Here is a 25,947-nt window from a genome sequence, read left to right on the forward strand (position 1 = left end):
CACCCCGGGTCTCCCGCCGCCGCTCCCCTGGGGACGCAGCCTCAGCCCAGCCCCCTTGGGGCGCGGCCGCCGCCCGCCCCCTTGGGCGGCGGGCCCCCCCGGGGGCGGGACGGGCGGGCAAGGGGGCGGCCCGCCCGACACCGGCCCAGCCCGGTAGCCCCCGCCCAGCCCCCCGTACCGCACAACGAAGACCCCGCCCCACCATCCGGTGCACCGCCGCCCGGGACCGGCCCACCCCGGCCGCCCCTCCCCAGACCGGAAAGACACGTCATGGCCTCCACCCTCACACCCCCAGACTCCCCACCGGCCGAACCGCCCCCCGCCCCCAAGGCGAAGTCCGCGGCCCGTCCCGGCGACAAGATCTTCCTGGGCCTCTCGCGCGGCTCGGGCATCCTGCTGCTCGTGGTGATGGCGTCGATCGCCATCTTCCTCACCGTCCGCGCCAGCGCCGCCCTCGCCGACAACGAGGGCAACTTCTTCACCACCTTCGACTGGGACCCGTCCGGCAACCCGCCGGTCTTCGGCATCGCCGTACTCCTCTACGGCACGGTGATCAGCTCGGTCATCGCGATGCTCATCGCGGTCCCGATCGCCGTCGGCATCGCCCTCTTCATCTCGCACTACGCGCCCCGCAAGCTGGCCGCGCCGCTCGCCTACGTGGTCGACCTGCTGGCCGCCGTGCCGTCGATCATCTACGGCATCTGGGGCGCCCTCGTCCTGGTCCCGTACCTGGACGGCCTGAACTCCTGGCTGGACGAGTACCTCGGCTGGACGCTGATCTTCGAGAAGACCGAGATCGGCCCGGCCCGCAACCTCTTCACCGTCGGCATCCTGCTCGCGATCATGATCCTGCCGATCGTGACCAGCGTGAGCCGCGAGGTCTTCCTCCAGGTCCCGAAGATGAACGAGGAGGCCGCGCTCGCGCTCGGCGCCACCCGCTGGGAAGTCATCCGGCTCTCCGTGCTCCCCTTCGGCCGCTCGGGCGTCATCAGCGCCTCGATGCTGGGCCTGGGCCGTGCGCTCGGCGAGACGATGGCCGTCGCGACCGTCCTCTCCCCGAACTTCCTGCTCTCCTTCCACCTGCTGGACGCGGGCGGCGGCACCTTCGCGCAGAACATCGCCGCGAAGTTCGACGAGGCCAACGAGTACGGGCGGGACGCGCTGATCGCCTCCGGCCTGGTCCTCTTCGTCCTCACCCTGCTGGTCAATGGCGCGGCGCGCCTCATCATCGCCCGCCGCAAGGAGTACTCGGGGGCCAACGCATGAGCCAGGCAACGATGACCAGGGACGCCGTGCCCGCGGCCCCCGCCCCGTCCTCCCTCGCGGGCAGGAGCCTGCCGCGCCTGGCCCCGCTCGGCTTCGCGGCCGTGTCGCTGGCCCTGGGCGTCGGCGTCGGACTGCTCGCCGGGTGGCAGAGCAAGGTCCAGTGGGGCCTGCTCGCCGCGATCCTCTTCGTCGTCCTGACCTTCACCGTCAGCGGCGCGATCGAGGGCAGGCGCCAGGCCAAGGACCGTGTCGCCACCAGCGTCATGTGGGTCTGCTTCGTCCTCGCGATCATCCCGCTCGTCTCGCTCCTGTGGACGACGATCAGCCGCGGCATCAAGGTGCTCGACGGCTACTTCCTCACCCACTCGATGGCGGGCGTCCCCGGCTTCGAGGCGGGCGGCGGCGTCTACCACGCGCTGATCGGCACCCTGGAGCAGGTCGGCCTGGCCACGCTGGTGGCCGCCCCGATCGGACTCCTCACGGCCGTCTACCTCGTCGAGTACGGCAGGGGCGCGCTCGCCAAGGCGGTGACGTTCTTCGTGGACGTCATGACCGGCATCCCCTCGATCGTGGCGGGCCTCTTCCTCCTCGCGATCATGCTGATGTTCGGCCTGGGCCCCTCCGGGATCATGGGCGCGCTCGCCCTGGCGATCCTGATGGTCCCGGTGGTCGTCCGCTCCACCGAGGAAATGCTGAAGCTGGTCCCCAACGAGCTGCGCGAGGCCTCCCTCGCCCTCGGCGTACCGAAGTGGCGCACGATCCTGAAGGTGGTCCTGCCGACCGCCGTCGGCGGCATCACCACCGGCGTCATGCTGGCCATCGCCCGCATCGCCGGCGAGACCGCCCCGATCATGCTCCTGGTCTTCGGCAGCCAGCTGATCAACCCGAACCCCTTCGACGGCGCCCAGTCCTCGCTCCCCTTCTACATCTGGGAGCAGTACCGGGTCGGCAGCGAGGCGAGCTACGACCGCGCCTGGGCAGCGGCCCTGGTCCTCATCGCCTTCGTCATGATCCTCAACCTGGTGGCCCGCGGCATCGCCCGCTGGAAGGCCCCCAAGACCGGTCGCTGACGCGACAACCCTGAAAGCGAAGTGACCGTCATCATGGCCAAGCGAATCGACGTCTCCGGACTCTCCGCCTACTACGGCTCCCACCGAGCCATCGACGACATCTCGATGACCGTCGAGCCCCGCTCCGTCACGGCCTTCATCGGCCCCTCCGGCTGCGGCAAGTCGACCTTCCTGCGCACCCTCAACCGCATGCACGAGGTCACCCCCGGCGGCCGCGTCGAGGGCAAGGTCCTCCTGGACGACGAGAACCTGTACGCCTCGAACGTCGACCCGGTCTCGGTACGCCGTACGGTCGGCATGGTCTTCCAGCGCCCCAACCCCTTCCCCACCATGTCGATCTTCGACAACGTGGCGGCGGGCCTGCGCCTGAACGGCTCCTACAAGAAGTCGGAGCTCGGCGACATCGTCGAGAAGTCACTGCGCGGCGCGAACCTCTGGAACGAGGTCAAGGACCGCCTCAACAAGCCGGGCTCCGGCCTCTCCGGCGGCCAGCAGCAGCGCCTGTGCATCGCCCGCGCCATCGCGGTCGAGCCCCAGGTCCTCCTGATGGACGAGCCGTGCTCCGCGCTCGACCCGATCTCGACCCTCGCCATCGAGGACCTGATCGGGGAGCTCAAGGAGCGCTTCACGATCGTCATCGTCACCCACAACATGCAGCAGGCCGCCCGCGTCTCCGACCGCACGGCCTTCTTCAACCTGGCGGCGGTGGGCCAGCCCGGCAAGCTCATCGAGATCGACGAGACCGAGCGGATCTTCTCCAACCCCTCCGTCCAGGCCACCGAGGACTACATCTCCGGCCGCTTCGGCTAGCCCGAACGGACCCCTTCCCGGGGTCCCCCCGAACCTCGCGGTGCTGCATGGCGGTGCCACCGCGAGCCCCCCTTCGCCCCGCCGGGCCCAGGCCCTGGCGGGGCGAAGGGCGTTTCCCTCCGGGCGGGATCGGATCGACACCCGGCACCGGGGCGGATTTCTCCCCTACCCGCCCCTTCCCATAACCCTGCGGGCGCATCGCCCCTTTCAGGGGCGCGGGGAACTGCGCGAGCAACCACACACAAGCCGCGCGGCCGAGCGCTTTAGGTGAAGGGGCGGGACTGGGGCAGCGCCGCAGGCAACCCCGGTGCCGGGCACGGACACGGAAAGGGCCCGCCCCGGCACCAAAAGGATGCCGGGCACGGGCCCAGGACCGTACAGGAAACGAGTGCGCCTAACCGAAGGCGAGCTGAACCGCCCAGAACCCGACCGCCGCCACAATCGCCGCCGCCGGCATCGTGATGAACCACCCCATGACGATGTTCTTCGCCACGCCCCACCGCACCGCCCGCGACCCCTTGGTCGACCCGACACCCATGATCGCCGAGGTGATCACGTGCGTCGTCGAGATCGGCGCGTGGAACATGAACGAAGCCGTGTACATGACGGACGCAGCGGTGGTCTCCGCCGCGAACCCCTGCGGCGGGTCCAGCTCGATGATCCGCCGCCCCAGCGTGCGCATGATGCGCCAGCCGCCCGCGTACGTACCGAGCGACAGCGTCACCGCACAGGCGATCTTGACCCAGATCGGAATCGCGTCGTCCTGACCCTCGACATCGGCGATCACGAGCGCCATCACCACGATGCCCATGGTCTTCTGCGCGTCCTGGAGGCCGTGTCCGAGCGCCATGCCCGCCGCCGAGACCGTCTGGGCGATGCGGAAGCCCCGCTTCGCCTTGTGCGGGTTCGACTTACGGAACATCCACATGATCGCGACCATCACCAGATAGCCGATCACGAGGCCGATCACCGGCGACAGGAACATCGGGATGACGACCTTGGACAGCACGCCGCCCCAGATCACCTCCGTGCCCCCGGCCAGCGCCGCTCCGACCATGCCGCCGAACAGGGCGTGCGAGGACGAGGACGGCAACCCGAAGTACCAGGTCACGAGGTTCCAGACGATCGCACCGAGCAGCGCGGCGAACAGGATCGCCATGCCCTTCTGCCCGTGCGGGGTCTCGATGAGCCCCTCGCTGACGGTCTTCGCGACGCCCTGCCCGAGGAAGGCACCGGCGAGGTTCATGACCGCGGCCATGGCCAGCGCCGCCCGCGGTGTCAGCGCGCGCGTCGAGACGGACGTGGCGATGGCGTTCGCCGAGTCGTGGAAGCCGTTGGTGTACGTGAAACCGAGCGCGACTCCGATGGTCACGATCAGCGCAAAGGTGTCCACGAAGCTCAGGACTCCTTGACGGCGATGGTCTCCACCGTGTTCGCCACGTGCTCGAAGGCGTCGGCCGCCTCTTCCAGCACATCCACGATCTGCTTCAGCTTCAGCACCTCGATGGCGTCGTACTTGCCGTTGAAGAGGTGGGCGAGCAGCTTGCGGTGGATCTGGTCCGCCTGGTTCTCCAGCCGGTTGACCTCGATCCAGTACTCGGTGAGGTTGGTCATCGTGCGCAGCGAGGGCATCGCCTCGGCGGTCAGCTCGGCCGCCCGGGCCAGGACCTCGATCTGCTGCTCGACACCCTTGGGCAGTTCCTCGACGTTGTAGAGGACCACCAGGTCGACGGCCTCCTCCATGAAGTCCATGATGTCGTCGAGCGACGACGCGAGGTTGTAGATGTCCTCGCGGTCGAACGGCGTGATGAAGGAGGAGTTGAGCTGGTGGAAGATCGCGTGAGTGGCGTCGTCACCCGCGTGCTCCGCTGCCCGCATCCGCTCCGCGATCTCGGCCCGGGCGGAGGAATCCGCTCCGAGCAGTTCCATGAGGAGCTTGGAGCCCGTGACGATGTTGTCCGCGGATGCGGAGAACATGTCGTAGAAGCTCGTCTCCCGGGGGGTCAGACGAAAGCGCACGTGGGGTCCTCGGGGTGCATTGGATTCGGTCAGGCTGATGCTAGGCGCATCATCCGGCCACGGCTAACCGGCGTTCCTCAGTGTCGCCCATCGGGCAGAGTGGCGGGCAGCGGCCCCCGAGCACCGGGAGACCGGCCCGCCCGTACCCCGGCGGGACCCCGGGTGCGACCCGGCGGAACCCGGGCGAAATCCCGTAGAATATACCCACGAGGGGTATGCGACCGCATCGGCCCCTCCCCCTTCTCTCCCAGGAGGACGCGATGACGACCACCGAAGAGGCGGCCGGCGTGACCACGACGGACGCGCCCTCCACCGAGGCCCCCACCACGCACGGCTACCACAAGCAGAAGGACGAGCACCTCAAGCGCCTGCGCCGGATCGAGGGCCAGATCCGCGGGCTCCAGCGCCTGGTCGACGAGGACGTCTACTGCATCGACATACTCACCCAGGTCTCGGCCTCCACGAAGGCCCTCCAGTCCTTCGCCCTCCAGCTCCTGGAGGAGCACCTGCGGCACTGCGTCGCGGACGCGGCCCTCAAGGGCGGGGCGGAGATCGACGAGAAGGTCGAGGAGGCGACGAAGGCGATCGCGCGCATGCTGCGGACGTGACGGATCTCGCTCGTACGACCTTCCTTGCGGCTGTACGAAGAGGGCTTGCGCAGAGGGGGGAGGCGACCGGTGTCGCCTCCCCCCCCTCTCCCGCTTCCCCTCGCGGAGCGCTCGCGCCTACTCGAACTCCTTCGCCGCGAGCATCAGCACCTCGTCGATGCGGTCCGGACTGAGCCGGTCGCCGTCCACGGAGGACGCCGCGATCATCAACTCGCCGCACAGCTCGATCTCGGCGAGGGCAACGCGGTCCTGTACGGCCGCACCACGCATCGGAGCCACTTGCATCACCTCTTCCCGACCTCGTTGTCGCCGCGGGCCGACTCCCTAGCGTAGGGAGGACGGCACACACCGCGCATGGCACGGACGGGCCATTTCACCCTCACCCGCCCTCGCCATGCGCCGGGGCGCGCCGGGACCACGGACCCGGCGTACCGCCCGGCGTCTACTGCCGACGGATCTTGCCGGTGTAGATGGCGCCCTCGGGCGGCGAGACGACCCGTACCGGCTTCCCGAACCCGTCCAGCGTGACGGTGGAGGCCACCTCCACCGCCTTCCCGGCGTTCACGAAGCTGAACCGGTGGCGCACCTTGAGCACCCGCCCCGCCGCATCCAGGTACGCGTCGAACGGGACCCCCTTGGCGGAGAACCCTTTCGCCGCCGCCCCCAGCGGCCCCCGGACCTGCGGCGAAGCGACCCGCGATGCGACGGCGAGATCGGCCACGCCCCGGTAGTGGCGCACCCCACCCGCCTCCTCGCCCACGTACGCGACGTCCCGCGCCCCGCGCAACAGCTCCACGGCAGCGAGCGGATCGGTCGCCCCACCGGTCACGAGATTCCCGTCGGCGAGCTGTGCCGTGTCCACCCGCACCCACTTGTCGGCGGGCACCCCGGCGCCCCGGTTCTTCATGAACAGGGCGCCGGGTACGAACACCTCCACGATCGGCCGGTGCTCCTGCTTGCCCTCCGGACCGGTCGGCAGCAGCACCTTCAACTGACCCCGGCTCCCCCGGAAGTCGTAGACGCCCTCACCCCGGATGGTCACCCGCGTCCCGCCGGCGGCCATCTCCATCCCGGTCCGCACGTCCCCGGCGCTGCCCGCCCGCAGTACCGCCTCGGCGGCCCCTCTGACGACCCTCCCCGGATCGGCGCCCTTCCGGTCCTCGGCCGCGGCCCCGCTCCCGCCGCACCCGGCGGTCGTCCCCACCAGCCCCACCACGACGGCCAGTGCGGCCGCGCCCCCGCTCACCCTGTCCATCCGCCTGCCTCCGGAGTACGAGCCTCCTGCTCGCCCCGCCTAACGAGTGCCGGGGGAACTTCGTCACGCCGTACCGTGGACCCGTGCCCGAGAACGAAGCCCCCCGGCCGGCCCCCACCGCCACTCCCCACACCCCCACGACGTCGGAACACGGCTCCTTCACCCACGCCCACTGCCCGTGCGGGTGGCGGGGACCGGCGCGGAGGAGCAGGGACAGGGCGCGGGCGGATGCGGTGGAGCACTCTGTGCGGGTGGCGGACTGAACGCTCTCCGCGGGTGCGTCGTGGTCTCCGGCCCGTGCGGGGCCCTGGCGGGTACGTCGTGGTCTCCGGCCCGTGCGAGGCCGCGGTGGCTGGTCGCGCAGTTCCCCGCGCCCCTGAACTCCCGCCCCCGGCACGGGAACGTTGAGGCCCGCTCGCCTGGAACCCCCGGTCCGTGCGGGTGCGTCGTGGCTGGTCGCGCAGTTCCCCGCGCCCCTGAACTCCCGCCCCCGGCACGGGAACGTTGAGGCCCGCTCGCCTGGAACCCCCGGTCCGTGCGGGTGCGTCGTGGCTGGTCGCGCAGTTCCCCGCGCCCCTGAATGCCCGCCCCGGCGCTGGAGCGTTGAGGCCCGCTCGACTTGGGGTCCCGGGGTGCGTGGCGGTTTAGGGGGCGGGTTGATCGGGCACAACGGCACGCGCAGCGGCAATGCCCAGCCGTGAACGTCCCGGGCCGCCGCCCCACCCGCCCCGGGAGGCCCGTATGAACCAGCCCCGCCGACGTACCCTGCTCGCCGCGACGGGGGCCGCCGTCCTGGCCAGCGGCTGCGACGACGCTCCCCCGGCCAAGGCCCCGGCGTCCGGGAAGCCCACGCCGAAGGCCTCCGGGTCGACGTCCGCCGGGGCCGCCCGCGACTGGGGCGCACTCGGCCGGGCGCTCCAGGGGTCGCTGGTCCGGCCGCAGGACGCCGACTACGCCACCGCGCGCCAGCTCTACAACCCCCGCTTCGACGACCTGCGCCCCGCCGCCGTCGCCTACGTGGCGCACGAGGCCGACGTCCGCGAGGCCCTCGCCTTCGCCCGGGCGACCCGCACCCCCGTCTCGATCCGCAACGGGGGGCACTCGTACACGGGGTGGTCCAGCGGCACCGGCCATCTGGTCGTCGACGTGTCACGGCTGACGGACGTCCGGCACGGGTCCTCGACCGCCACCATCGGCGCCGGCGCCAAGCTGATCCACGTCTACCGCGCCCTCACCACCACCGCCCGCCGCACCGTCCCCGGCGGCTCCTGCCCCACCGTCGGCATCTCCGGGCTGACCCTCGGCGGCGGACACGGCGTGCTGTCCCGTGCGTACGGCCTGACCTGCGACAGCCTCACCGCCGCCACCCTCGTCACCGCCGACGGCACCACCCTGCGCTGCGACGACACCACCAACCCCGACCTCTTCTGGGCCCTGCGCGGCGCGGGCAACGGCCAGTTCGGCGTGGTCACGCAGCTGGAATTCCGTACGCACCCGGCGCCCGAGACGGTCACCGGCTATCTCACCTGGCCGTGGTCGAAGGCGGCGGCCGTACTGAGCGCCTGGCAGGAGTGGGGGCCCGGCCAGCCCGACGAGATCTGGTCCGCCGCGCACTTCTCGGCGGGCGCGGGCGGCGGCAACCCCACCGTGAACGTCGCCGCGTTCTCCCTCGGCTCCCGCACCGGCCTCGCCAACGCCGTCGACCGGCTCGCCGCGAAGGCCGGAACCCCGCGCTCCACCACCCTGCGCAGCAAACCCCACCTGGACGCGATGCTCCAGTACGCGGGCTGCGCCGACCTCTCCGAGGCCCAGTGCCACCTGCCCGGCACGACCCCGGGCCGCGACCCCGCGGGAGTCCTCAACCGGGAGAACTACGCCTCCCGTTCCGCCTTCTTCGCCACGTCCCTCGACCCGGCGGGGGTACGGACCCTGCTCGCCTCCGTCGAACGCTTCACCCGCGTCACGGCCGCCCAGGGCGGCGGTGGCGGCACCGTCGCCCTCACCGCGCTCGGCGGCGCGGTCAACCGGGTCGCCCCGGAGGCCACCGCGTTCGTGCACCGGAACATGCGGATGCTCGCCCAGTACACGGCGTCCTGGCGGCCCGGTCTGCCGGGCACCGCCCAGCAGGAATGGCTGACGACCACGCATGACGCCCTGCGCCGCCACGCGTCGGGCTTCGCCTACCAGAACTACCCGGACGCCACGCTCCCCGACTGGCGGCGCGCCTACTTCGGCAGCGCCGCCGACCGTCTCACCCGGCTCAAGGCCCGCTACGACCCGGACCGGCTGTTCGACTTCCCCCAGGCCCTCTGAAGTCCGTCGGCACTTCAACTCCCCTATGCGGCAAGCCCGTTGAAGCCGCTGCCGTCCCGGTCCCGCGCCTGGGCCGCCACCCGCGCCTGTCCGGCCAGCGCGGCGGCCCGCCGCTCGGCGTCCCGCTCCCGCGCGGCCCTCGACCGTACGAGAGAACGCGTCGCCCCCCAGCGGGACAGCAGCGTCAGAGCCGGGGTCAGCAGCATCAGGGCGAGCGGGGCCAGCAGCAGCGTCACGGCGGTGCCGAGTGCGAAGCCGCCGACGACGTCCGTCGGGTAGTGCACGCCCATGTAGACCCGGCAGAGTCCCTCCGTGAAGGCGAGCGCGAGGGCGAACAGGCCCCACCTGCGGTTCGCCATGAAGACGCCGACGGCGATCGCCATGGCCAGCGTGGCGTGGTCGCTCACGAAGGAGAAGTCGGTCTTGCCCTGCACCAGGACCTCCAGGCCCTGGTGCTCCAGGAACGGGCGCGGCCGTTCCACGAACCCCCGGATCGGGATGTTGATCAGCAGGGCGATTCCGGCCGCCAGCGGTGCCCACACCAGCGCGGCGGCCGACGCCACCGCGTCCTCGGCGCTGCCCCGGCCCCGGCCGCGCCACCAGCACCAGAGGGCGACCAGGACGAGCCCGAGCAGGATTCCGTACTCGCCGACGAAGCCCACGACGCGATCCGCCCAGCCCGGGGCGTCGACCGCGATGCCGTTGATGTCGTAGAGCAGGCTGACATCGGGGTTCGACCCGTCCATCGAGAGTCCAGCCATCTGCACGGCCCCTTGCCCTTGCTGTGTCGCAGTCGCACGTCTCCCGGCTCGCGCACGTCGTTGTGCGCGGCGGGTCCATCACCCCCGTGACAGTTCTTCCCGAAGTCGACATCGCGGTGGTCGTCGCGGTCGTCGTCGCAGTCGTTGCGTCCAGGGAACGCCCTGCGGCGTCCAGAGGTTCCACTCTCCACCGAACGATCACGATGACGTTATCGAAGAGAGACTCATCGTCCCAGCTCAGGGCCGAGTCGTCACAGAGAGTTCCGGCCAGATCCGACGCACCGTCACGCTTCCGCCGCAGCCCGCGCGTCCGGCCTCGGATCACGCTTCGGGCGGTGTCTTCGGCAGTGCCTTCGCGCCGTCGGCGGTGACCCGGGTCGCGCCGAAGTAGTCGTCGGTGTCGATCTTGTCGAAGCGGATGACGGCGCCGGTGAAGGGGGCGTTGATCATGTAGCCGCCGCCGACGTAGATCCCGACGTGCCGGATCTTGCGGGAGTTGGTGAGGTCGTCGCTGAAGAACACCAGGTCGCCGGGGAGCAGCTCGTCGCGGGACGGGTGCGGGCCCGCGTTGTACTGGTCGTTGGCGACGCGGGGCAGCTCGATGTCGACCGTGCGGTAGGCGGCCTGGGTGAGCCCGGAGCAGTCGAAGCGGCCCTGCTGGTCGGGGGTGCCGTTGCCGCCCCAGAGGTAGGGCGTGCCGAGCTTGCTCTGCGCGTAGTTGATGGCGGTGGCGGCGGCCCGGGAGGGGGCGACGCGGCCGACGGGGCGGGCGAAGCTCTGCTCCAGGGAGCGGATGATCTTGACGTAGTTCTTGGTCTCCGGATACGGCGGCACGCCTCCGTACTTGATGACCGCGTACGCGCCCGCGTTGTACGCCGCGAGCATGTTGTTCGTCGGGTCACCCGGCGCCTTCTTGACGTATCCAGCCAATTCGCAGTCGTACGAGGCTGCCGACGGAATCGCGTCCTTCGGGTCCCACACGTCCCGGTCCCCGTCGCCGTCACCGTCGATGCCGTGCGTGGCCCAGGTGCCGGGGATGAACTGGGCGATGCCCTGCGCATTGGCCTGGCTGGAGATCCTCGGGTTCCAGCCGCTCTCCTGGTAGAGCTGGGCGGCCAGCAGCGCGGGGTTGATGGCGGGGCAGAGGTTGCCCCACTTCTGGACGAGCGGCTGGTAGAGCGCGGGTACGGCCCCCTTGGCCAGCCCCACCGCCCGCCCGCCCGCACCGCCCTGACCGGCGATTCCCGCGGCCGCCGAGAACGTACCGATGACGAGCAGCGTGACGAAGGCCAGGAGCACCCCGGCTCCTGCCCCCGTCACCACCCAGACTTTGCGCACCCTTCAACCCTCCCCCATCCGGAGCGGATGTACGTCCGTTTCGGCCCAGGGCATGTCGGAATCCGAACGTCCGTCTACTCGAGCGGGTACATGAAGCCGGAACAGAAGAAACTCCGGTACTCCCGCACCCCGGTGACGTGCAGGTAGTTCACGGTCCACTCGCCGGTGTACGAGGACAGGGGCGCGGCCGGGACGGCCTTGCCGTTCACCCGGGCCGTGAAGTCGTCGGGGTAGGTGAAGTCCTTCCACGCGGTGGAGTCGCCCTCGTGCAGGTTCACCGGGCGGGTCAGATAGCCCAGAGCGGTGTTGTCCTCGCCTATCCCCCGGTCCCCGCCCGCCTTCATGATCGGCTTCACGGCGATCGAGACGTAGTACGGAGGAGCGTCGGTGATGGCGTTCTTGAGCCGGAATCCGATGCGCACCTTGCCCGGGCCCACGTCCTCCTGCGCACTGCCACGGGGGATGGAGCCCTGGAAGTCCAGGGGGTAGGTCTCCTCGGCGGGCAGGGCGCACCGGTCCCGCAGGCCGTTCCACAGGTTCGCGGCGGGTGCGGTCTGCTCGACGTACGAGGGCGGGCCCTTCGGGACGTCCTCCTTGGGCGACCCCTTCGGCGGGGCCTTGGGGGATTCCTTGGGCGCGTCTCCCTGGGGTGTGCCCCCCTCCGGGGACTTCGGCGACTTCTGCGGCTGCTGCGCCCCCGGCGTCTTCCCCGCCACCGTCTGACCGCCCCCTCCCCCTCCGGCCCCCTCCGCCCCCTTCTCCCCCCACCCCGGCAGCAGCAGCACCCCCGCCACCGACACCCCGACCACCGCGCCGACCGCCGCCGCGACCGCCCACGGGCGGAGTCTGCGGGCGGCGGCGCCCCGCCCGGGGGTGGTGCCGGGCCCGAGCGGGGCGGCGTCCAGGGTCGGTATGTACCCCAACCCCGGTCCGTGCGTGGGCAGTTCGTGCAGGACGTCCGGCGCCACCGGGACCGACTCCGCGAGGCCCCGCACCACCTCCCCGTAGAAGGGGTCGTCCACCAGCGCGCCCCGCACCCCGCAGCCGCGGATGACGTCCTCGGGGGTCGGGCGGTCGGCGGGGTCCTTGGCCACGCAGGCCCGGATCAGCTCGACGAGCCCGGTGTCGCCGACGCCGTCCAGGTCGACGGGCTCGTGGACCGCCCGGTACGACACCGCGTCCGAAGGCCCGCTGCCGAAGGGCGGGCGGCCGGTCACCGCGTACGCCAGCGTCGCCCCGAGGGCGAAGACGTCGGCCTCCGGGCCCACCTGATTGCGTATCAGCACCTCGGGAGCAGTGAAGCCGGGCGTCCCCGGGGCCGTCCCGGTCACCGTGAGCGCCGTGTCCCCGACGCCCCGCGCGATCCCGAAGTCGATGAGCTGGGGGCCCTGACCGGCCAGGATGACGTTCATGGGCTTGAGGTCGCGGTGCGTGACGTCGTACGCGTGGACACTCGCCAGCCCCTCCGCGAGCGCCGCGCACAGCCCCCGTGCCGTGTCGGCCGGGAACGCCCCGCGCTCGCGCACCGCCCGCGCGAGCGTCGGCCCGCTCACGTACTCGGTGGCGAGCCAGTACGGAGCCGCGTCCAGCGAGGCCTCCATCAGGTTCGCGGTGTACGCGCTGCGCACCGCCCGCACGGTGTTCGCCTCGCGCCGGAACCGGGCCAGCGCCTCGGGGTGGTCGGTGATCTCGTCCCGGATCACCTTGATCGCCACCAGCCGCCCGCCGGGCGAGCGCCCGAGGTACACCTGCCCCATCCCGCCCGCCCCGAGCCGGGCGAGCAGCGTGTAGGAACCGATGCGGTCGGGGTCCTGGCGCGGCCTGAGAGATTCCACCCGGGGAGATTACCCGGGAGCCTCAACTCCAGGGCACGAAACCCCAGTTGCCCAGTCCGCTCACGGCGGCCCCGCCCCCAGCAGCGCCACCGCCCCGTACGCCCCCGACGCGATCCCCGCCGCCCCCACGACCGCCGCCGCCACCCAGCGCCGCCGGGCCCCCGCCAGTGCCACCGCGGGCCCCAGCAGCAGCAGGAACGACGGCATCATCAGGCGCGGCCGCGACCCGAAGTACCCCGACCCGACCAGCGAGATCACCACCACCGCGACCCCGTACACCGCCACCGGCAGCGCGGGCCGCAGCCGCAGCGCCGCCCACACCGCCCACCCCAGCACCGCGAAGGCCGCGCACAGCCCCGCCCCCGCGAAGACGTTCGCCCCGAACTGCTCGCCGACGAACCGGGCCAGCGCCACCCCGCCGTCGATCCGGTTGTCCCACCCCGCCTGGACGTCGAAGTACGCGAACGGCTCCCCTTCCCGTACGGCCACGAAGACGACGTACGAGAGCCAGCCCAGCGGCGCCAGCAGCACCCCCACGACCACCCGCCACGTGGGCGCCCGGTCCTTCCCCCGGGTCGCGGCCCGCCCCGGCCCCCGCCGGTTCACCAGCCGCCACACCCCCGCGATCCCGATCGCCGCGATCAGCGCCGCCGCCACCGGCCGGGTCAGCCCCGCGCCCACCGCGAGCAGTCCCGCCGTGATCCACCGCTCGCGCAGCACCGCGTACAGCGACCAGGCGGCCAGCGCGGTGAACAGCGTCTCGGTGTACGCCATGGACTGCACGAAGGCCGTCGGGTACGCCCCCCACAGCACCGCCAGCAGGACGCCCGCCCGGCGCCCGTACAGCAGCGCGCCGACCGCGAAGATCCCCCACGCGGCGGCCAGCGCGGCGGCCCAGGACACGAGCAGGCCCGCGCCCGCGACGTCGAGCGGCGGAAGAAGGGCGTGCAGGGCCCGCTCCAGCGCCGGGAGCAGCGGGAAGAAGGCGAGGTCGGAGTGGACGGCGCCGTCCGGGAGGGTGACCGTGTGCCCGTAGCCGAGTTCGGCGACGCGCTGGTACCAGAGTGAGTCCCAGCGCCCGTACAGCCGGAGCATGCCGTCCTTGCCCTGCGCGGCCGCCATGACGAGCAGGATCGCGAGGCCGGTGAGTCGTACGGCAACATAACCGAGCAGCGCGGGGGCCGCGTGCCGCAGCGGGTCGACGAACGGGCGGGAAGCGGGAGTGCGGTCCGGTGCGTTCGTCCGGGTTCGGGGCGGCGCCGGGGTCGCGGGCACGGGCGCCTGGGTCTCGGACATGCTGGACACTATCGCGCGACACCGGCCCCGAAGGCACATACGTTCGGAACGAGGAGTCCCCCATGACGGACACGACGGAACCCCACGAGGGCGCGACCGACGGGCTCGACAGCGCGACCGGCCGGCTCGCCAGGGCCACCGGCCGGCTCGACGGCGCGACCGACCATCTCGACTGGGTGCGGGCCGCCCCCGAGGGCGAGGAGGGCCCCGGCCCCTGGATCGAGATCGCCTTCGGGCCCGGAGAGGGCCCCGAGGACCTCGTCCACCTGCGCGAGACCAGCGATCCCGGGACGGTCGTCACCACCAACCGCCGCAAGTGGGAGGCGTTCGTGCTGGGCGTGCGGGCGGGCGAGTTCGACCACTTCGTGGAGGGAGTCGAGTAACCCCGGGTCCGGCGTGTGGAGGCCGCCCGGCCCCCGGCCGCCCCGCATGTCGTGCCCGACCCCCGCCGGACCCACACCGCACAGTGGGCACATGACTCCGGCCCGCCACCCCCTGGCCACCCTCCTCACCGCCACCGCACTGGCCGTCGCCCTCGCCAACCCGGCACACGCCCTGCCCCAGCGGGCCGGGGCCGCCGCCGCCCCCGCCCGCTGCACCGACGGCGTCGACTCGCGGGGCGACTCCTCGGTGGACGGCCGCGAGATCGCCTGGGAGGACTCGACGGCCTACGACGACGCCCGGCGGCACGCGGTGCGCGCGTGGACGGAGCGGGCGCGCGGCCTGGACCGGGTGCGGTTCCGCCCGGACGACTCCTTCTCGTACGCCGATCTGGAGTGGACGGACACCGACCGCACGGACGGCAAGTGGCACAACACCGGGGCCGCCTGGAGCGGACGCCCCGGCACGGACGTCGTCTTCATGAACGACGCCTACCTCGCCGACGGCCGCCGCTACGGAGCCACCCGCTGGCGGCGCATCGTCGCCGCCCACGAGCTGGGCCACGCCCTCGGCTTCTGCCACAAGTCCCAGGACTGGTACTTCACCCTCATGGAACGCGGCGTCACCGACCTCCCCGCCGACGGCCGCCCGACCCGCCAGGACGTCACCAACTACCGCAGGCTGTGGGGCTGACCATGCGTCATCGCGTACGTCTCGGGGCGGCCGCCGCCCTCGTCCTCGCCGCGTCCGGCTGGGCCACGTACACCTCGTACACCACATACACCTCGTACGCCCCCGGGCCGCGGGGCGTGGAATCCCTCACCCTCTACGACCCCGGCGACCTGCGCGAGGTCGCCGGGTCCGCCGAGAACGTGTTCCACGGCGGCGTCATCCGGAAGACCGGCCACCGCTCACTCGGAGGGCTGGAACAGGAGCTGTACGAAGTCCGGGTCGACCGGAACTTCAAGGGCCGCCTCGACGGCCTGGTGACGGTCACTCAGAGTCCCGGCGAGGACGCCCCCTTGACCCCCGGAACGCGTTACGTCTTCGCGACCGCAGCCTGGGACGGCGGCGCCGGGCACGCGGTCCTCAGCGGTACGAGGCCGCACCCGGCCCCCGACCTGGGTGCGGCGGCGGGCAGCGTCACGGGCGGCGCGACGGACCGGGCGGCGGGCGGCGCGGACCGGGGGCTCACGGTCGCGGAGCGGTGGTTGTGGGCGGTGGCCCACCAGGTCGACGTCACCCGGCAGCCCCCGGCGCCGACCGCCGGGACGATCCCCTCGGCCGGCCCGACGCAGAGCCCGCGCGCGTAGACGCAGCGCGGGCGCACGGGAGCGCACGCCTCGGCCCGACGTAACAGAGCCAGGGTGCACAACGCCAGTCATTGCCCGGAGTCACCCCCCGTGATACACAGAGTGACCATACGGCTTTCCCCCGACAACCGGCCCCGCCCCCTGAGCACCGCAGGTCAGAGCGGTGGGACCGGACGTACGTGCGGAAGTCCGGTAAAGAGAGCCGCCAAGTCGACATACCGGGGCGGTTTCATCAGCGAAGATAGGGCGATGCTCTCTGCCGTCCGGCAGGAGTACGAACTACCCGACAGGGGCGGTGACTTAATGATCCTGGCAGCCGAAAAGGGCGACATCAACACCATCATCGGCGGAATCGCGCCGAACTGGGGGCCGTTCGGAAACCTTGGCAACGAGGCCCGCATCATGGTCGAGGTCGTCATGGCCGTGGCCATCCTCTTGTGCCTCGGGATCGCCATCTGGGGTGCGGCGAAGCAGCGCATCGGCGCGACGGCGCTGCGCGACACGTTCAGCGCGGAACAGGGCAAGGGCCTCATCGTCGCGGGCCTGACCGGCGTCTTCATCATCGGCTCGCTCGGCACGCTGTTCACCATCGTGTACGGCATGTCCGTCTAGCCACCTCTCCCCCCAGTCCTCACCGGGCGTGCCCGGAACTCCCCCCGAGGTTGCGTTCTCTGATGCCGACTCAACTGACGAGTCACCACACCGCGCCCACGCGGGAAGCGGCACCGCTACCGTCTAAGCAGTACGCCACCGCATACGTGTGCGGATTCGGCGGGACGGACGTGGGACGGCGAAAGGCTGAGGGGGCGTACGCGGCATGAACCGCGGTGACGACGAGCGAAGGGGAACGGACGACCCCTACACGACGATGGGCGGCACCCGCCAGACGCGTACCCGCATGCCGGACGACGCGGGCTCGACCCGCCCGCGCTCCCCCCGGGTGAGGGCGTCGCGGTCGACGGTCACGGTGGTGGGCGTGGTGGTCCTGCTGGTCGCGGCGATCGCGTTCGTCAACCGGGGTTCGGGGGACGGGGACGGTGGTACGGGCCAGTCCGGCGGCCGACCGGAATCCAGCTCGACGGCGGCTTCGGGTGTGAAGCCTGTGACCGGCAAGGGCGCGACAGGGATTCCGTCGGGCTTCGCGCGGAATGTGCAGGGTGCACAGAGCGCGGCGACCAACTACACGGTGGCCCTCAGCTCCGTGGACATGTTCAAGTCCGACAGCAGACACCGTCTCGTGGACTCGATCTACACGTCCGAAGCGGCGGCCAAGCTGAAGGCAAGTCAGGACGCCGCCTACTCGGCCCAGTTCCTCCAGAAGCTGGGCCTCGATGCCAACGGCGATGCCCCGCAGGGCAGCCTGTTCGTCTCGCGCGCCATCCCGGTGGGAGCCAGGGTCGAGTCCGCCGACGCCGATGACGCCAAGATCGCCGTCTGGTACACCGGCCTGATCGGCATGTCAGGGACCACATCGACCGACCCGGTCAAGACCAGCTGGAACACCTGGACCTTCCAGCTCAAGTGGGTCGACAACGACTGGAAGATCGTGAGCGACTCCCAGAAGAAGGGGCCGACCCCGCTTCCGGGCGACGAGACCGCGTCCAACTCGGACGAGATCAGCAAGGCAGTCGAAGAGTACGGAGGGTTCACTTATGCCAGGTAGCCTCCGTTGCCGCGTGGGGCCGGCCGCCGCCGTGCTGGCGTCCGTACAGGTCGGGCTCTTCATGCTGGCAACCCGCGCGTTCGCCGCTCCCACACCGACGCCGACTCCCACGCCTTCGGGCAACAACCCGTGCGACGCACTGATCGGTCCGGCCAAGGAGTACTGCGAAAAGGGCTCCGCCCAACCCGGCAGCACCCCCGCCGCCCCCACCCCCGGCACCACCGACTCCATGGACCCCCTCGCCTCCCTGGCGAAAGGCTGCGCCGACGCCGCCGCCTGGATCGTCGGCAAGCTCAGCGAAGCGGTCAAGTCCACCGCCAACGTCGACTTCACCAACCCCAAGTTCCTCCAGCAGTACGCCGTCGTCTTCGCCGCCTCCACCGTCCTGACCCTCGTCCTCTGGCTCCTCGCGGTCGCCAAGCGCGCCATGCGCGGCGTCCCCCTCTCCACCGCCGTCTCCGAGGCCATCGGCTTCCTCTGGCTCACCGTCCTGGCCTCCGCCTTCACCCCGCTGATCCTCTACACGATCGTCTCCGCCACCGACGGCGTCACCCAGGTCATCGCCTCCGCGTCCGGCGGCCAGACCGACGTCTTCTTCGGCTCGTTCGCCGAGGCCCTGAAGAACCGCGACTCCATCGGCGGCGGCCCGATCATGCTGATCGTCGTCGCCCTCGTCACGATCCTCGCCGCGGGCGTCCTCTGGCTCGAACTGGTGATCAGGGCCGCCCTGCTCTACGTCGGCGCCCTCCTCGGCACCGTCGTCTACGCGGGCCTGGTCGACAAGAACCTCTGGAGTCACGTCCGCCGCTGGGCCGGCATCATGATCGCCGTCATCCTGGTCAAACCGGTCATCGTGATCGTCCTCGGCCTGGCCGGGGCGCTCTCCACCGGCAACGGCCCCAACGCCTTCTCCGCCGTGGTCTCCGGCCTCGCGATCATCCTCCTGGCGATCTTCGCCTCCGCGATGATCTACCGTTTCGTGCCCGGCTTCGGCGACGACATCGCCGCCGCAAGCGCCAGCCGCAAGCAGGTCACCGACGGCGCCCGCGCCTCCGCGGTCCTCTCCTCCCCCGCCAACCTCGTCTCCCAGGGCATCAAGACCCACAGCAGCCGGGGCGGCGGAGGCGGTGGCGGTGGCGGCAGCACCCCCGCCCCCCGCCAGGCCGCGAACTCCGCCTCCAGCGGCGTCACCGCCCATGGTTCCCGTACGGGCAACCCGGGACCGTCCTCCAGCGGAACCTCGAACGGCGGCGGAGGCGGCGGCGGAGCGATCCCCTCGGCAGCCCCCTCGGCCCGTAGCAACAGCACCCACAGCAACCGCGGCTCCGGCAACACGGGAACCTCCAACTCCCCGCACAGCCACCGCAAGAACTCAGGAGGGGGAGGGCGTTGACCACCCAGTCCCACCCGATCGCGCCCCGCCGCACGTATCTCATCGGCCGGGCCCGGCCCAACGCGATCGTCGGCAAGAACCGCGAGACCGGCGAGATCGCGCTGATCATCGCGGGCGGGTTCGTCGGCATGATGTGCGGCCTCCTGGTCCCGGCCCTGTCCCTGCGCATCATGCTGCTCGTCGGCTTCCCCCTGATCGCCCTCATGGCGGTGTACGTGCCGTACAAGCACCGCACCTTCTACAAGTGGTTCGAGATCAACCGGAGTTACAAGCGGAACCTCCGCAAGGGCACCGCCTACCGCTCCCAGGCGGTGGACGCGGGCACCCGCATCGACGGCCGCGAGGTCGAGATCGGCCCGCCCCCGGGCATCGGCCGCATCAACTGGCTGGCCGCCCCCTTCGGCCCCGACGAGATCGCCGTCCTCCTGCACGCCGACCGGCGCACCGTCACCGCCGCCATCGAGATCGAGGGCCCGGGCGTCGGCCTGCGCGACAGCGAGGACCAGGAAGCGCTCGTCGACCGCTTCGGCACCCTCCTCAAGCACGTGGCCAACGGCGACGGCTTCGTCACCCGCCTCCAGATGCTCGCCCGCACCCTCCCCGCCGACCCCGACGCGCACGCCAAGGACGTCGCCCAGCGCGGCGACCACACCGCCCCCGACTGGCTCCTGGACTCCTACGACCAGCTCCAGTCGATGGTCTCCACCTCCAGCGAGCAGCACCGCGCCTACCTCGTGGCCTGCATGCACTACACCCGCGAACTGGCCGCCGAGGGCGCCGCGATGGCCCGCGCCTCCCGCCCCAAGGGCCAGCGCAAGCTGGACAAGGACTCCGGTCTCGCGATCGTCATGGCCCGCGAGCTGACCGACATCTGCGCCCGCCTCGCCGAGGCCGACATCCGCGTACGCCAGCCGCTGGGCCAGTCCCGCCTGTCCTCCCTGGTGCACTCGATGTACGACCCGGACCACCCCATCGACCACATCCAGGCCATGACCAAGCGCAACGCCTGGCCCGCCGAACTGGACGCCGTCGAGCCGACCTACCTCCAGGCCAAGACCCGCGAGTCTCTCACCCGCGAGCCCTGGTGCCACGCCACCGCGTGGGTCAAGGAGTGGCCGATGACCCCGGTCGGCGTCAACTTCCTGGCGCCCCTCCTCGTCCACACCCCGGACGTCATCCGCACCGTCGCCGTCTGCATGGACCTCGAACCCACCGAGGTCGCCATCGAGCGCATGCTCACGGAGAAGACCAACGACGAGGCCGACGCGTCCCGCGCCGCGAAGATGAACCGCACCGTCGACCCCCGCGACATCGCCGCCCACGGCCGCCTCGACCAGCGCGGCGAGGACCTCGCCTCGGGCGCGGCGGGCGTCAACATCGTCGGCTACATCACGGTCTCCTCCCGCAATCCGGAGGAGCTGGCCCGCGACAAGCGCACCATCCGCGCCTCCGCCGGAAAGTCGTACCTGAAGCTCGAATGGTGCGACCGCGAGCACCACCGCGCCTTCGTGAACACCCTCCCCTTCGCCACCGGCATCCGTCGCTAACCGCCAAGCCCCCGGTCCCCCCGGAAAGGACAGACCATGCGAGACCCGCTGTCCGCAGCCACGGATGCCTTCACCAGCTTCCTCTTCGGCAAGGTCGAGACCACCCGCCTCCCGGTGCGCACCTCCACCGGCCAGGCCCAGGCGGTCTACCTCCCCACCGCCGCCCCGGGCCTCGGCGACTCCGGCGTGATCATCGGCCGCGAGGTCTACAGCGGAAAGGGCTACATCTACGACCCCTTCCAGCTGTACGGCCAGCAGCTCCCGGCCCCCCACTGGCTGGTCCTCGGCGAATCCGGAAACGGCAAGTCGGCCCTGGAGAAGACCTACGTACTGCGCCAACTCCGCTTCAAGGACCGCCAGGTCGTCGTCCTGGACGCGCAGGGCGAGGACGGCGTCGGCGAGTGGAACCTCATCGCCCAGCAGCTGGGCATAACCCCCATCCGCCTGGACCCGATGGCCGCCCTCAACGACGGCATCCGGCTCAACCCCCTCGATCCGGCCATCACCACCACCGGCCAGCTGGCTCTGCTCCGTACGATCATCGAAGTCGCCATGGGCCACGGCCTGGACGAACGCTCCGGCTTCGCCCTCAAGGTCGCCCACGCCTACGTCAACGAGACGATCACCAACCGCCAGCCCGTCCTGACCGACATCGTCGAGCAGCTCCGCCACCCCGAGCCGGAGTCCGCCGAGGCGATGAACGTCGACATAGACGACGTACGGGCCTGGGGCCTGGACGTCGCGCTCGTCCTGGACCGCCTGGTCGACGGCGACCTGCGCGGCATGTTCGACGGCCCGACGACGGTCGGCATTGACCTCGACGCGCCCCTGATCGTCTTCGACCTCTCCCACATCGACCGCAACTCCATCGCCATGCCGATCCTCATGGCGATCGTCGGCGTGTGGCTGGAACACACCTGGATCCGCCCGGACCGCGTGAAGCGCATCTTCCTGGTGGAGGAGGCGTGGCACATCATCAACTCCCCCTTCGTCGCCCAGCTCTTCCAGCGCCTGCTGAAGTTCGGCCGCCGCCTCGGCCTGTCCTTCGTCGCCGTCGTCCACCACCTCTCCGACGTCGTCGACGGAGCCGCCGCCCGCGAGGCCGCCGCCATCCTCAAGATGGCCTCCACCCGTACGATCTACGCCCAGAAGGCCGACGAGGCCAGAGCGACCGGCAAGGTCCTCGGCCTCCCCCGCTGGGCCGTCGAGATCATCCCCACCCTCACCCCGGGCATCGCCGTCTGGGACGTCAACGGCAACGTCCAGGTCGTCAAACACCTGATCACCGAGGCCGAACGCCCCCTGGTCTTCACCGACCGCGCCATGACCGAGTCCTCCGCGGCCCCCGAGGAGTCCTTCCTCAACGACGACGCCCGCGCCGCCGACTGGGAGGCGGAACAGCGCGCGGCCCTCATCGAGCAGCACATGGCCGAAGTCGAGTCCTCGGACGCGACGGTGGCCTGACATGCCCGGTTCGTACGATCGGGGCCGGGGCCACGAACAGGGCCGGGGCGGCGGGGGCGGGCCCCGCCGCGAGGGGACCGGAGGCATCCCGGACGGCCTCCTGCTGGGCCTCCTGGGCCTCCTCCTCGGCCTGACGGTCCTCACCTGGACCTCCACGGGCCTGGCGGGCCTCTTCGCCCACGGCTCCTGGCCGAGCCGCGTCACCTTCCCCAACACGCCTGCGGCAATGCGCCAGTTGGCCACCGAACCCCAGAACATCCCCGCCGCCTGGCCCACCACCCCAGCCGGGGAACTCTCCGGCTACGGCCTCTTCTGGGGCCTGTTCATCAGCCAGCTCCTGATCCTCCTGGTCCTCACCATCTTCACCCTGGGCACCCTCACCCGCTGGCGCCTCACCCGCACCCACTCCCGCGAGCCCAGACCCACCACCCCCGCTCCCGGTAGCCCCCTTGGGCGGCGGGGCCGCCCCCCGGGGGCGGAACGGGCGGGCAAGGGGGCGGCCCCCGGCGGAGCCGAACCCCCACCCCCGGCCCACCCCGGCACGCCCCACCCCGACACCGCCCCCGCGGAGCCCCCCGCACCCACCACCACCGCCCACCTGACCTCCCCCCGCCCGGCCCCCGAGGACGTACACCTCTCCGCACCGCCACCCCCACCCCGTACCCCCCACTGGGGCCTCCTCCTCAACCGCCCCACCCACCACACCACCGCCACCGAAGCCATCCTCGACGCCCCCGGCCCCACCCTGGTGGTGACCTCCACCCCCACCCTCTGGTCGGACACCAAGGACGCCCGCGCCAAACTCGGCCCCGTCCTCCTCTACGACCCCGAGCACCACTGCGACACCCCCTCCCGCCTCCACTGGTCCCCCACCACCGGCTGCGAGGACCCCACCACGGCGACCGCCCGCGCCCGGGCCCTCCTCGCCCCCGTCCGCCCCCGCGCCCAGGCGGACTCCGCCGTCGCCGACACCGCCGAGACCCTCCTCAGCAGCTGGCTGCACGCCGCAGCCATAGACGACCGCCCCTTCAAGCACCTCCTGCGCTGGGCCCAGGGATCGGGAGCCCACGAGCCCGTCCGCATCCTCCGCACGCACCCCCGGGCCCGATCCGGCGCCGCCGGCCTCCTCGAATCGGCCCTCACCGCCCACCCCGAGCGCCGCGAACAGGCCCAGCACCTCACGACGCGCGCATTCTCCGCCCTCTCCTCGATCCACATCCGCGAGGCTTGCACCCCAAACCGAACCGATTCGCTCACCTTGGAATCATTTGTGGTCGAGGGGGGAACGCTCTACATGGTCGGTGAATCAATCGAGGACCCCCGTACCCGCCCCACCGGACCGGGCGCGATGCCGTTGCTCACCGCCCTCGCCTCACACGTGGTCGAGCACGGCCGCCGCATGGCCGCACGGTCAACCGACGGTCGGCTCGACCCACCAATGACGCTCGTCCTGGACGATGTCGCGGCCGTGGCTCCGCTTCCCCAGCTCCCGGAGCTCCTCACGGCCGGTCAGGGCCAAGGTCTGCCGACCCTGGCCCTGCTCCGTTCCCAGGAACAGTTCAACTCCGCCTGGCCACAAGCGCGTTGAGGGGGCCAACCCCACCCCGTTGGTACACCTGCACCCCCCGCGGAAAGGCCCTCCACACCCACAGCTTTCCGCCTCCAAACCGGCGACAGTCGTACGAGTCGATCCCCCGCGTCCCCTCAGGACGCGCCGCTCAACCAGCACTCGCCCGACACGCACCCACCACTCCGGCAGAAGAGGCGACCACCCATGCCCAAGCCCGCACGCTCCCCGCACGCCCCCACCCGCCGTGAGGCTCTGGGCACCGCGGCTCTCGGCACCGCGGCCGCCCTGACCGGCCTCGCCCTCGCCCCGCCCGCGACCGCGACCCCCGCAAGCAACCACGTCACCCGAGCCGACCGCCCCAAGCCCCCCGTCCTCGCGCTCACCCACGCCACCCTCCTCCTGAACCCCCACGCCCGCCCCCTCCCCGACCACACGCTCCTCCTCACCGAGGGCAGAGTCACCGCCACCGGCCCGAGCGCCCAGCTCAAGCCGCCCCCGCACGCCCAGGTCGTCGACCTCACGGGCAAGTACGTCATCCCGGGCCTGATCGAGTCCCACATCCACACCAGCGGCGACGACGCCCTCACCCCGCCCCTCTTCCCCCTGACCGGCGTGACCTCGATCCGCGAAATGTGGGGCCAGCCCTTCCACCACGCCTGGCGACGGAAGATCTCCGCCGGAACCCTCCTCGGCCCCCGCTTCGTCATCGCGAGCCCGATCGTCGACGGCCCGCCCTCGATCTGGGCCAAGGACACGGGCCTGTCGGTCCTCGAAGTCGCCGACGCGAAGGCCGCCCGCGCCACCGTCCGCAGCGTCAAGCGCGAGGGCGCCGACTTCGTCAAGGTCTACTCACGCCTCTCCCCGGAGGCCTACTACGCCATCGCCGACGAGTCGAAGCGCCAGGGCATCCCCTTCGCCGGCCACTGCCCGGACACCCTCCCGATGTCCCGCGCCGCCACCTCCGGCCAACGCTCCATCGAGCACCTGCACGCCATGCTCCTGGCCACGTCCTCCCGCGAACGCGACATCCGCAAGGCCCTCGCCAAGGTCCGGATCGACCCCAACGACCCCTCCAGCCTCTCCCGCTACGGGAGTTGGTTCCGCCAGGTCCACCCGCTGGAGTGGCAGGCCATGCGCTCGTACGACAAGGGCCGCGCCCGCCGCCTCTTCGACACCCTCGCCGAGCACGGCACCTACGTCACCCCGACCCTCACGATCCACAACCACCTGGAACGCACCGCCGACCTCCCCACCTCCTCCCCCGACTGGAAGTACCTCCCCGCCTGGTCGGTGGCCTCCTGGCCCTACGTCTGGGAAGCGATGACGGGCTCCCGCACCCCGGAGGACACCGCCCGCATCCGCCGCATCTACGAACACCGCCTCACCCTCGTCTCCGAGATGCACCGCGCGGGCGTCCGCCTGACCGCGGGCACGGACACCAGCACGGGCTACGCGGTTCCCGGCTTCTCCCTCCACGAGGAACTCCGCCTCCTCGCCGAAGCCGGCCTCCCCACCCGCGACGTCCTCACCACAGCCACCACCCAGGCCGCCCAGCTGCTCCGCCTCCCCACCTCCCGCCCCGCCGACCTCCTGATCCTCAACGCAAACCCCCTCACCAACATCCGCCACACCCGCGACATCCACTCCGTCGTCAACGCGGGCCACTACCTGGGCCCGGCGGACCGCACCCGCCTGCTCGCGGACGTTGAAAAGGCCGCAGCCGAGAGCACCCCTCCCGAAGGAGGAGCCCTCTCGGCCACGGCCACCCCGGGCTGCGCCTGCAACGCCCCGCACTAGTTCGTGGGTGGTGAACCGTGCGGGCCAACCCGTCCGGTTCACCACCATCTCGACGTCCGTGCCTGTTCGCAGCCCGCCCTCGGGGCAAGGCAATGAAAACGACCCGTAAACGCAGAAATGCCCCGTACCGGTTTCCCGGTACGGGGCATTTCCACAATGATTGTTCGGCGGCGTCCTACTCTCCCACAGGGTCCCCCCTGCAGTACCATCGGCGCTGAAAGGCTTAGCTTCCGGGTTCGGAATGTAAC

General features: G+C 71.5%; 23 protein-coding genes and 1 rRNA gene. 15 read left to right on the top strand and 9 right to left on the bottom strand.

Annotated features, from left to right (window positions below; translation table 11 throughout):
* Positions 1–270 precede the first annotated feature (270 nt).
* Genes pstC through pstB form a run of 3 tightly spaced genes read left to right on the top strand, consistent with a single transcriptional unit; the run spans position 271 to position 3,146 of the window.
* Positions 271–1,266, top strand: coding sequence for a phosphate ABC transporter permease subunit PstC (pstC, locus tag ACIO3O_RS28870; RefSeq protein WP_401750783.1), 996 nt, complete (start codon positions 271–273; stop codon positions 1,264–1,266).
* On the top strand, positions 1,263–2,336 hold the full coding sequence (gene pstA / locus ACIO3O_RS28875) for a phosphate ABC transporter permease PstA (protein ID WP_401750785.1): 1,074 nt from the start codon (positions 1,263–1,265) through the stop codon (positions 2,334–2,336). The genes pstC and pstA overlap by 4 nt, the downstream gene beginning before the upstream one ends.
* A 33-nt stretch (positions 2,337–2,369) precedes the next feature.
* The gene (gene pstB / locus ACIO3O_RS28880; RefSeq protein WP_401750787.1) at positions 2,370–3,146 is read left to right on the top strand and encodes a phosphate ABC transporter ATP-binding protein PstB; all 777 of its coding nucleotides are present in this window, start codon (positions 2,370–2,372) and stop codon (positions 3,144–3,146) included.
* A gap of 394 nt (positions 3,147–3,540) precedes the next feature.
* Here pstB and ACIO3O_RS28885 read toward each other — a convergent pair whose 3' ends face one another.
* On the bottom strand, positions 3,541–4,539 hold the full coding sequence (locus ACIO3O_RS28885; protein ID WP_401750789.1) for an anion permease: 999 nt from the start codon (positions 4,537–4,539) through the stop codon (positions 3,541–3,543).
* 5 nt (positions 4,540–4,544) lie between these two features.
* Positions 4,545–5,165: a DUF47 domain-containing protein gene (locus ACIO3O_RS28890; protein ID WP_401750792.1), complete on the bottom strand. Its 621-nt coding sequence runs from the start codon at positions 5,163–5,165 to the stop codon at positions 4,545–4,547.
* Between the two features lie 260 nt (positions 5,166–5,425).
* Between ACIO3O_RS28890 and ACIO3O_RS28895 the strand changes: the two genes are divergently transcribed.
* A complete protein-coding gene (locus ACIO3O_RS28895) occupies positions 5,426–5,773 on the top strand; it encodes a metal-sensitive transcriptional regulator (RefSeq protein ID WP_401750795.1) in 348 nt (115 codons plus the stop codon).
* 117 nt (positions 5,774–5,890) lie between these two features.
* Here ACIO3O_RS28895 and ACIO3O_RS28900 read toward each other — a convergent pair whose 3' ends face one another.
* Together ACIO3O_RS28900 and ACIO3O_RS28905 are read right to left on the bottom strand one after the other, a co-directional pair.
* Positions 5,891–6,052 carry a hypothetical protein gene (locus tag ACIO3O_RS28900; RefSeq protein WP_401750858.1) on the bottom strand — a complete coding sequence of 54 codons (162 nt, stop codon included), beginning with the start codon at positions 6,050–6,052 and terminating at the stop codon, positions 5,891–5,893.
* A gap of 163 nt (positions 6,053–6,215) precedes the next feature.
* A complete protein-coding gene (locus tag ACIO3O_RS28905) occupies positions 6,216–7,028 on the bottom strand; it encodes a hypothetical protein (RefSeq protein ID WP_401750797.1) in 813 nt (270 codons plus the stop codon).
* A gap of 741 nt (positions 7,029–7,769) precedes the next feature.
* Between ACIO3O_RS28905 and ACIO3O_RS28910 the strand changes: the two genes are divergently transcribed.
* On the top strand, positions 7,770–9,341 hold the full coding sequence (locus ACIO3O_RS28910) for an FAD-binding oxidoreductase (protein ID WP_401750799.1): 1,572 nt from the start codon (positions 7,770–7,772) through the stop codon (positions 9,339–9,341).
* Between the two features lie 23 nt (positions 9,342–9,364).
* Here the strand turns inward: ACIO3O_RS28910 and ACIO3O_RS28915 are convergent, their stop codons facing one another.
* The 4 genes from ACIO3O_RS28915 to ACIO3O_RS28930 form a co-directional block, all read right to left on the bottom strand.
* Entirely contained in the window at positions 9,365–10,102 is a 738-nt protein-coding gene (locus ACIO3O_RS28915) for a phosphatase PAP2 family protein (RefSeq protein ID WP_401750801.1), read from the bottom strand.
* A 321-nt stretch (positions 10,103–10,423) separates the two neighbouring features.
* On the bottom strand, positions 10,424–11,440 hold the full coding sequence (locus ACIO3O_RS28920) for an NlpC/P60 family protein (RefSeq protein ID WP_401750803.1): 1,017 nt from the start codon (positions 11,438–11,440) through the stop codon (positions 10,424–10,426).
* A 74-nt stretch (positions 11,441–11,514) separates the two neighbouring features.
* Complete coding sequence (locus ACIO3O_RS28925) at positions 11,515–13,275, bottom strand: serine/threonine-protein kinase (protein WP_401750804.1); 1,761 nt, start codon at positions 13,273–13,275, stop codon at positions 11,515–11,517.
* A 60-nt stretch (positions 13,276–13,335) separates the two neighbouring features.
* Positions 13,336–14,571, bottom strand: a complete 1,236-nt coding sequence (locus tag ACIO3O_RS28930) for a hypothetical protein (RefSeq protein ID WP_401750807.1) — start codon at positions 14,569–14,571, stop codon at positions 13,336–13,338.
* Between the two features lie 176 nt (positions 14,572–14,747).
* Between ACIO3O_RS28930 and ACIO3O_RS28935 the strand changes: the two genes are divergently transcribed.
* From ACIO3O_RS28935 to ACIO3O_RS28980, 10 genes are all read left to right on the top strand, one after another.
* The gene (locus ACIO3O_RS28935; protein ID WP_401750856.1) at positions 14,748–14,954 is read left to right on the top strand and encodes a DUF397 domain-containing protein; all 207 of its coding nucleotides are present in this window, start codon (positions 14,748–14,750) and stop codon (positions 14,952–14,954) included.
* 91 nt (positions 14,955–15,045) lie between these two features.
* Positions 15,046–15,645 carry a matrixin family metalloprotease gene (locus ACIO3O_RS28940; protein WP_401750809.1) on the top strand — a complete coding sequence of 200 codons (600 nt, stop codon included), beginning with the start codon at positions 15,046–15,048 and terminating at the stop codon, positions 15,643–15,645.
* 2 nt (positions 15,646–15,647) lie between these two features.
* Complete coding sequence (locus tag ACIO3O_RS28945; RefSeq protein ID WP_401750811.1) at positions 15,648–16,265, top strand: hypothetical protein; 618 nt, start codon at positions 15,648–15,650, stop codon at positions 16,263–16,265.
* A 303-nt stretch (positions 16,266–16,568) separates the two neighbouring features.
* Positions 16,569–16,877, top strand: coding sequence for a hypothetical protein (locus ACIO3O_RS28950; RefSeq protein ID WP_401750812.1), 309 nt, complete (start codon positions 16,569–16,571; stop codon positions 16,875–16,877).
* 205 nt (positions 16,878–17,082) lie between these two features.
* The gene (locus ACIO3O_RS28955) at positions 17,083–17,928 is read left to right on the top strand and encodes a hypothetical protein (protein ID WP_401750814.1); all 846 of its coding nucleotides are present in this window, start codon (positions 17,083–17,085) and stop codon (positions 17,926–17,928) included.
* Positions 17,918–19,321, top strand: coding sequence for a hypothetical protein (locus tag ACIO3O_RS28960; RefSeq protein ID WP_401750816.1), 1,404 nt, complete (start codon positions 17,918–17,920; stop codon positions 19,319–19,321). Before ACIO3O_RS28955 ends, ACIO3O_RS28960 begins: the two co-directional genes overlap by 11 nt.
* Positions 19,318–20,868, top strand: a complete 1,551-nt coding sequence (locus ACIO3O_RS28965) for an SCO6880 family protein (protein ID WP_401750817.1) — start codon at positions 19,318–19,320, stop codon at positions 20,866–20,868. The genes ACIO3O_RS28960 and ACIO3O_RS28965 overlap by 4 nt, the downstream gene beginning before the upstream one ends.
* A gap of 36 nt (positions 20,869–20,904) precedes the next feature.
* Entirely contained in the window at positions 20,905–22,332 is a 1,428-nt protein-coding gene (locus tag ACIO3O_RS28970; protein WP_401750819.1) for an ATP-binding protein, read from the top strand.
* 1 nt (position 22,333) lies between these two features.
* On the top strand, positions 22,334–23,920 hold the full coding sequence (locus ACIO3O_RS28975; RefSeq protein WP_401750821.1) for a type IV secretory system conjugative DNA transfer family protein: 1,587 nt from the start codon (positions 22,334–22,336) through the stop codon (positions 23,918–23,920).
* 186 nt (positions 23,921–24,106) lie between these two features.
* A complete protein-coding gene (locus ACIO3O_RS28980; protein ID WP_401750823.1) occupies positions 24,107–25,699 on the top strand; it encodes an amidohydrolase family protein in 1,593 nt (530 codons plus the stop codon).
* Between the two features lie 162 nt (positions 25,700–25,861).
* On the opposite strand, the gene rrf is transcribed toward ACIO3O_RS28980, so the two are convergent.
* A 5S ribosomal RNA gene (gene rrf / locus ACIO3O_RS28985) occupies positions 25,862–25,947 on the bottom strand; the annotation flags it as partial.

The organism is Streptomyces sp. NPDC087440, from assembly GCF_044744005.1.
Lineage (GTDB): Bacteria > Actinomycetota > Actinomycetes > Streptomycetales > Streptomycetaceae > Streptomyces.

Coding starts and splice junctions, on each gene's coding strand:
- pstC (WP_401750783.1), top strand. CDS start 271: ATGGCCTCCACCCTCACACCCCCAGACTCCCCACCGGCCGAACCGCCC.
- pstA (WP_401750785.1), top strand. CDS start 1,263: ATGAGCCAGGCAACGATGACCAGGGACGCCGTGCCCGCGGCCCCCGCC.
- pstB (WP_401750787.1), top strand. CDS start 2,370: ATGGCCAAGCGAATCGACGTCTCCGGACTCTCCGCCTACTACGGCTCC.
- ACIO3O_RS28895 (WP_401750795.1), top strand. CDS start 5,426: ATGACGACCACCGAAGAGGCGGCCGGCGTGACCACGACGGACGCGCCC.
- ACIO3O_RS28905 (WP_401750797.1), bottom strand. CDS start 7,028: ATGGACAGGGTGAGCGGGGGCGCGGCCGCACTGGCCGTCGTGGTGGGG.
- ACIO3O_RS28910 (WP_401750799.1), top strand. CDS start 7,770: ATGAACCAGCCCCGCCGACGTACCCTGCTCGCCGCGACGGGGGCCGCC.
- ACIO3O_RS28915 (WP_401750801.1), bottom strand. CDS start 10,102: ATGGCTGGACTCTCGATGGACGGGTCGAACCCCGATGTCAGCCTGCTC.
- ACIO3O_RS28930 (WP_401750807.1), bottom strand. CDS start 14,571: ATGTCCGAGACCCAGGCGCCCGTGCCCGCGACCCCGGCGCCGCCCCGA.
- ACIO3O_RS28940 (WP_401750809.1), top strand. CDS start 15,046: ATGACTCCGGCCCGCCACCCCCTGGCCACCCTCCTCACCGCCACCGCA.
- ACIO3O_RS28945 (WP_401750811.1), top strand. CDS start 15,648: ATGCGTCATCGCGTACGTCTCGGGGCGGCCGCCGCCCTCGTCCTCGCC.
- ACIO3O_RS28950 (WP_401750812.1), top strand. CDS start 16,569: ATGATCCTGGCAGCCGAAAAGGGCGACATCAACACCATCATCGGCGGA.
- ACIO3O_RS28955 (WP_401750814.1), top strand. CDS start 17,083: ATGAACCGCGGTGACGACGAGCGAAGGGGAACGGACGACCCCTACACG.
- ACIO3O_RS28960 (WP_401750816.1), top strand. CDS start 17,918: ATGCCAGGTAGCCTCCGTTGCCGCGTGGGGCCGGCCGCCGCCGTGCTG.
- ACIO3O_RS28970 (WP_401750819.1), top strand. CDS start 20,905: ATGCGAGACCCGCTGTCCGCAGCCACGGATGCCTTCACCAGCTTCCTC.
- ACIO3O_RS28975 (WP_401750821.1), top strand. CDS start 22,334: ATGCCCGGTTCGTACGATCGGGGCCGGGGCCACGAACAGGGCCGGGGC.
- ACIO3O_RS28980 (WP_401750823.1), top strand. CDS start 24,107: ATGCCCAAGCCCGCACGCTCCCCGCACGCCCCCACCCGCCGTGAGGCT.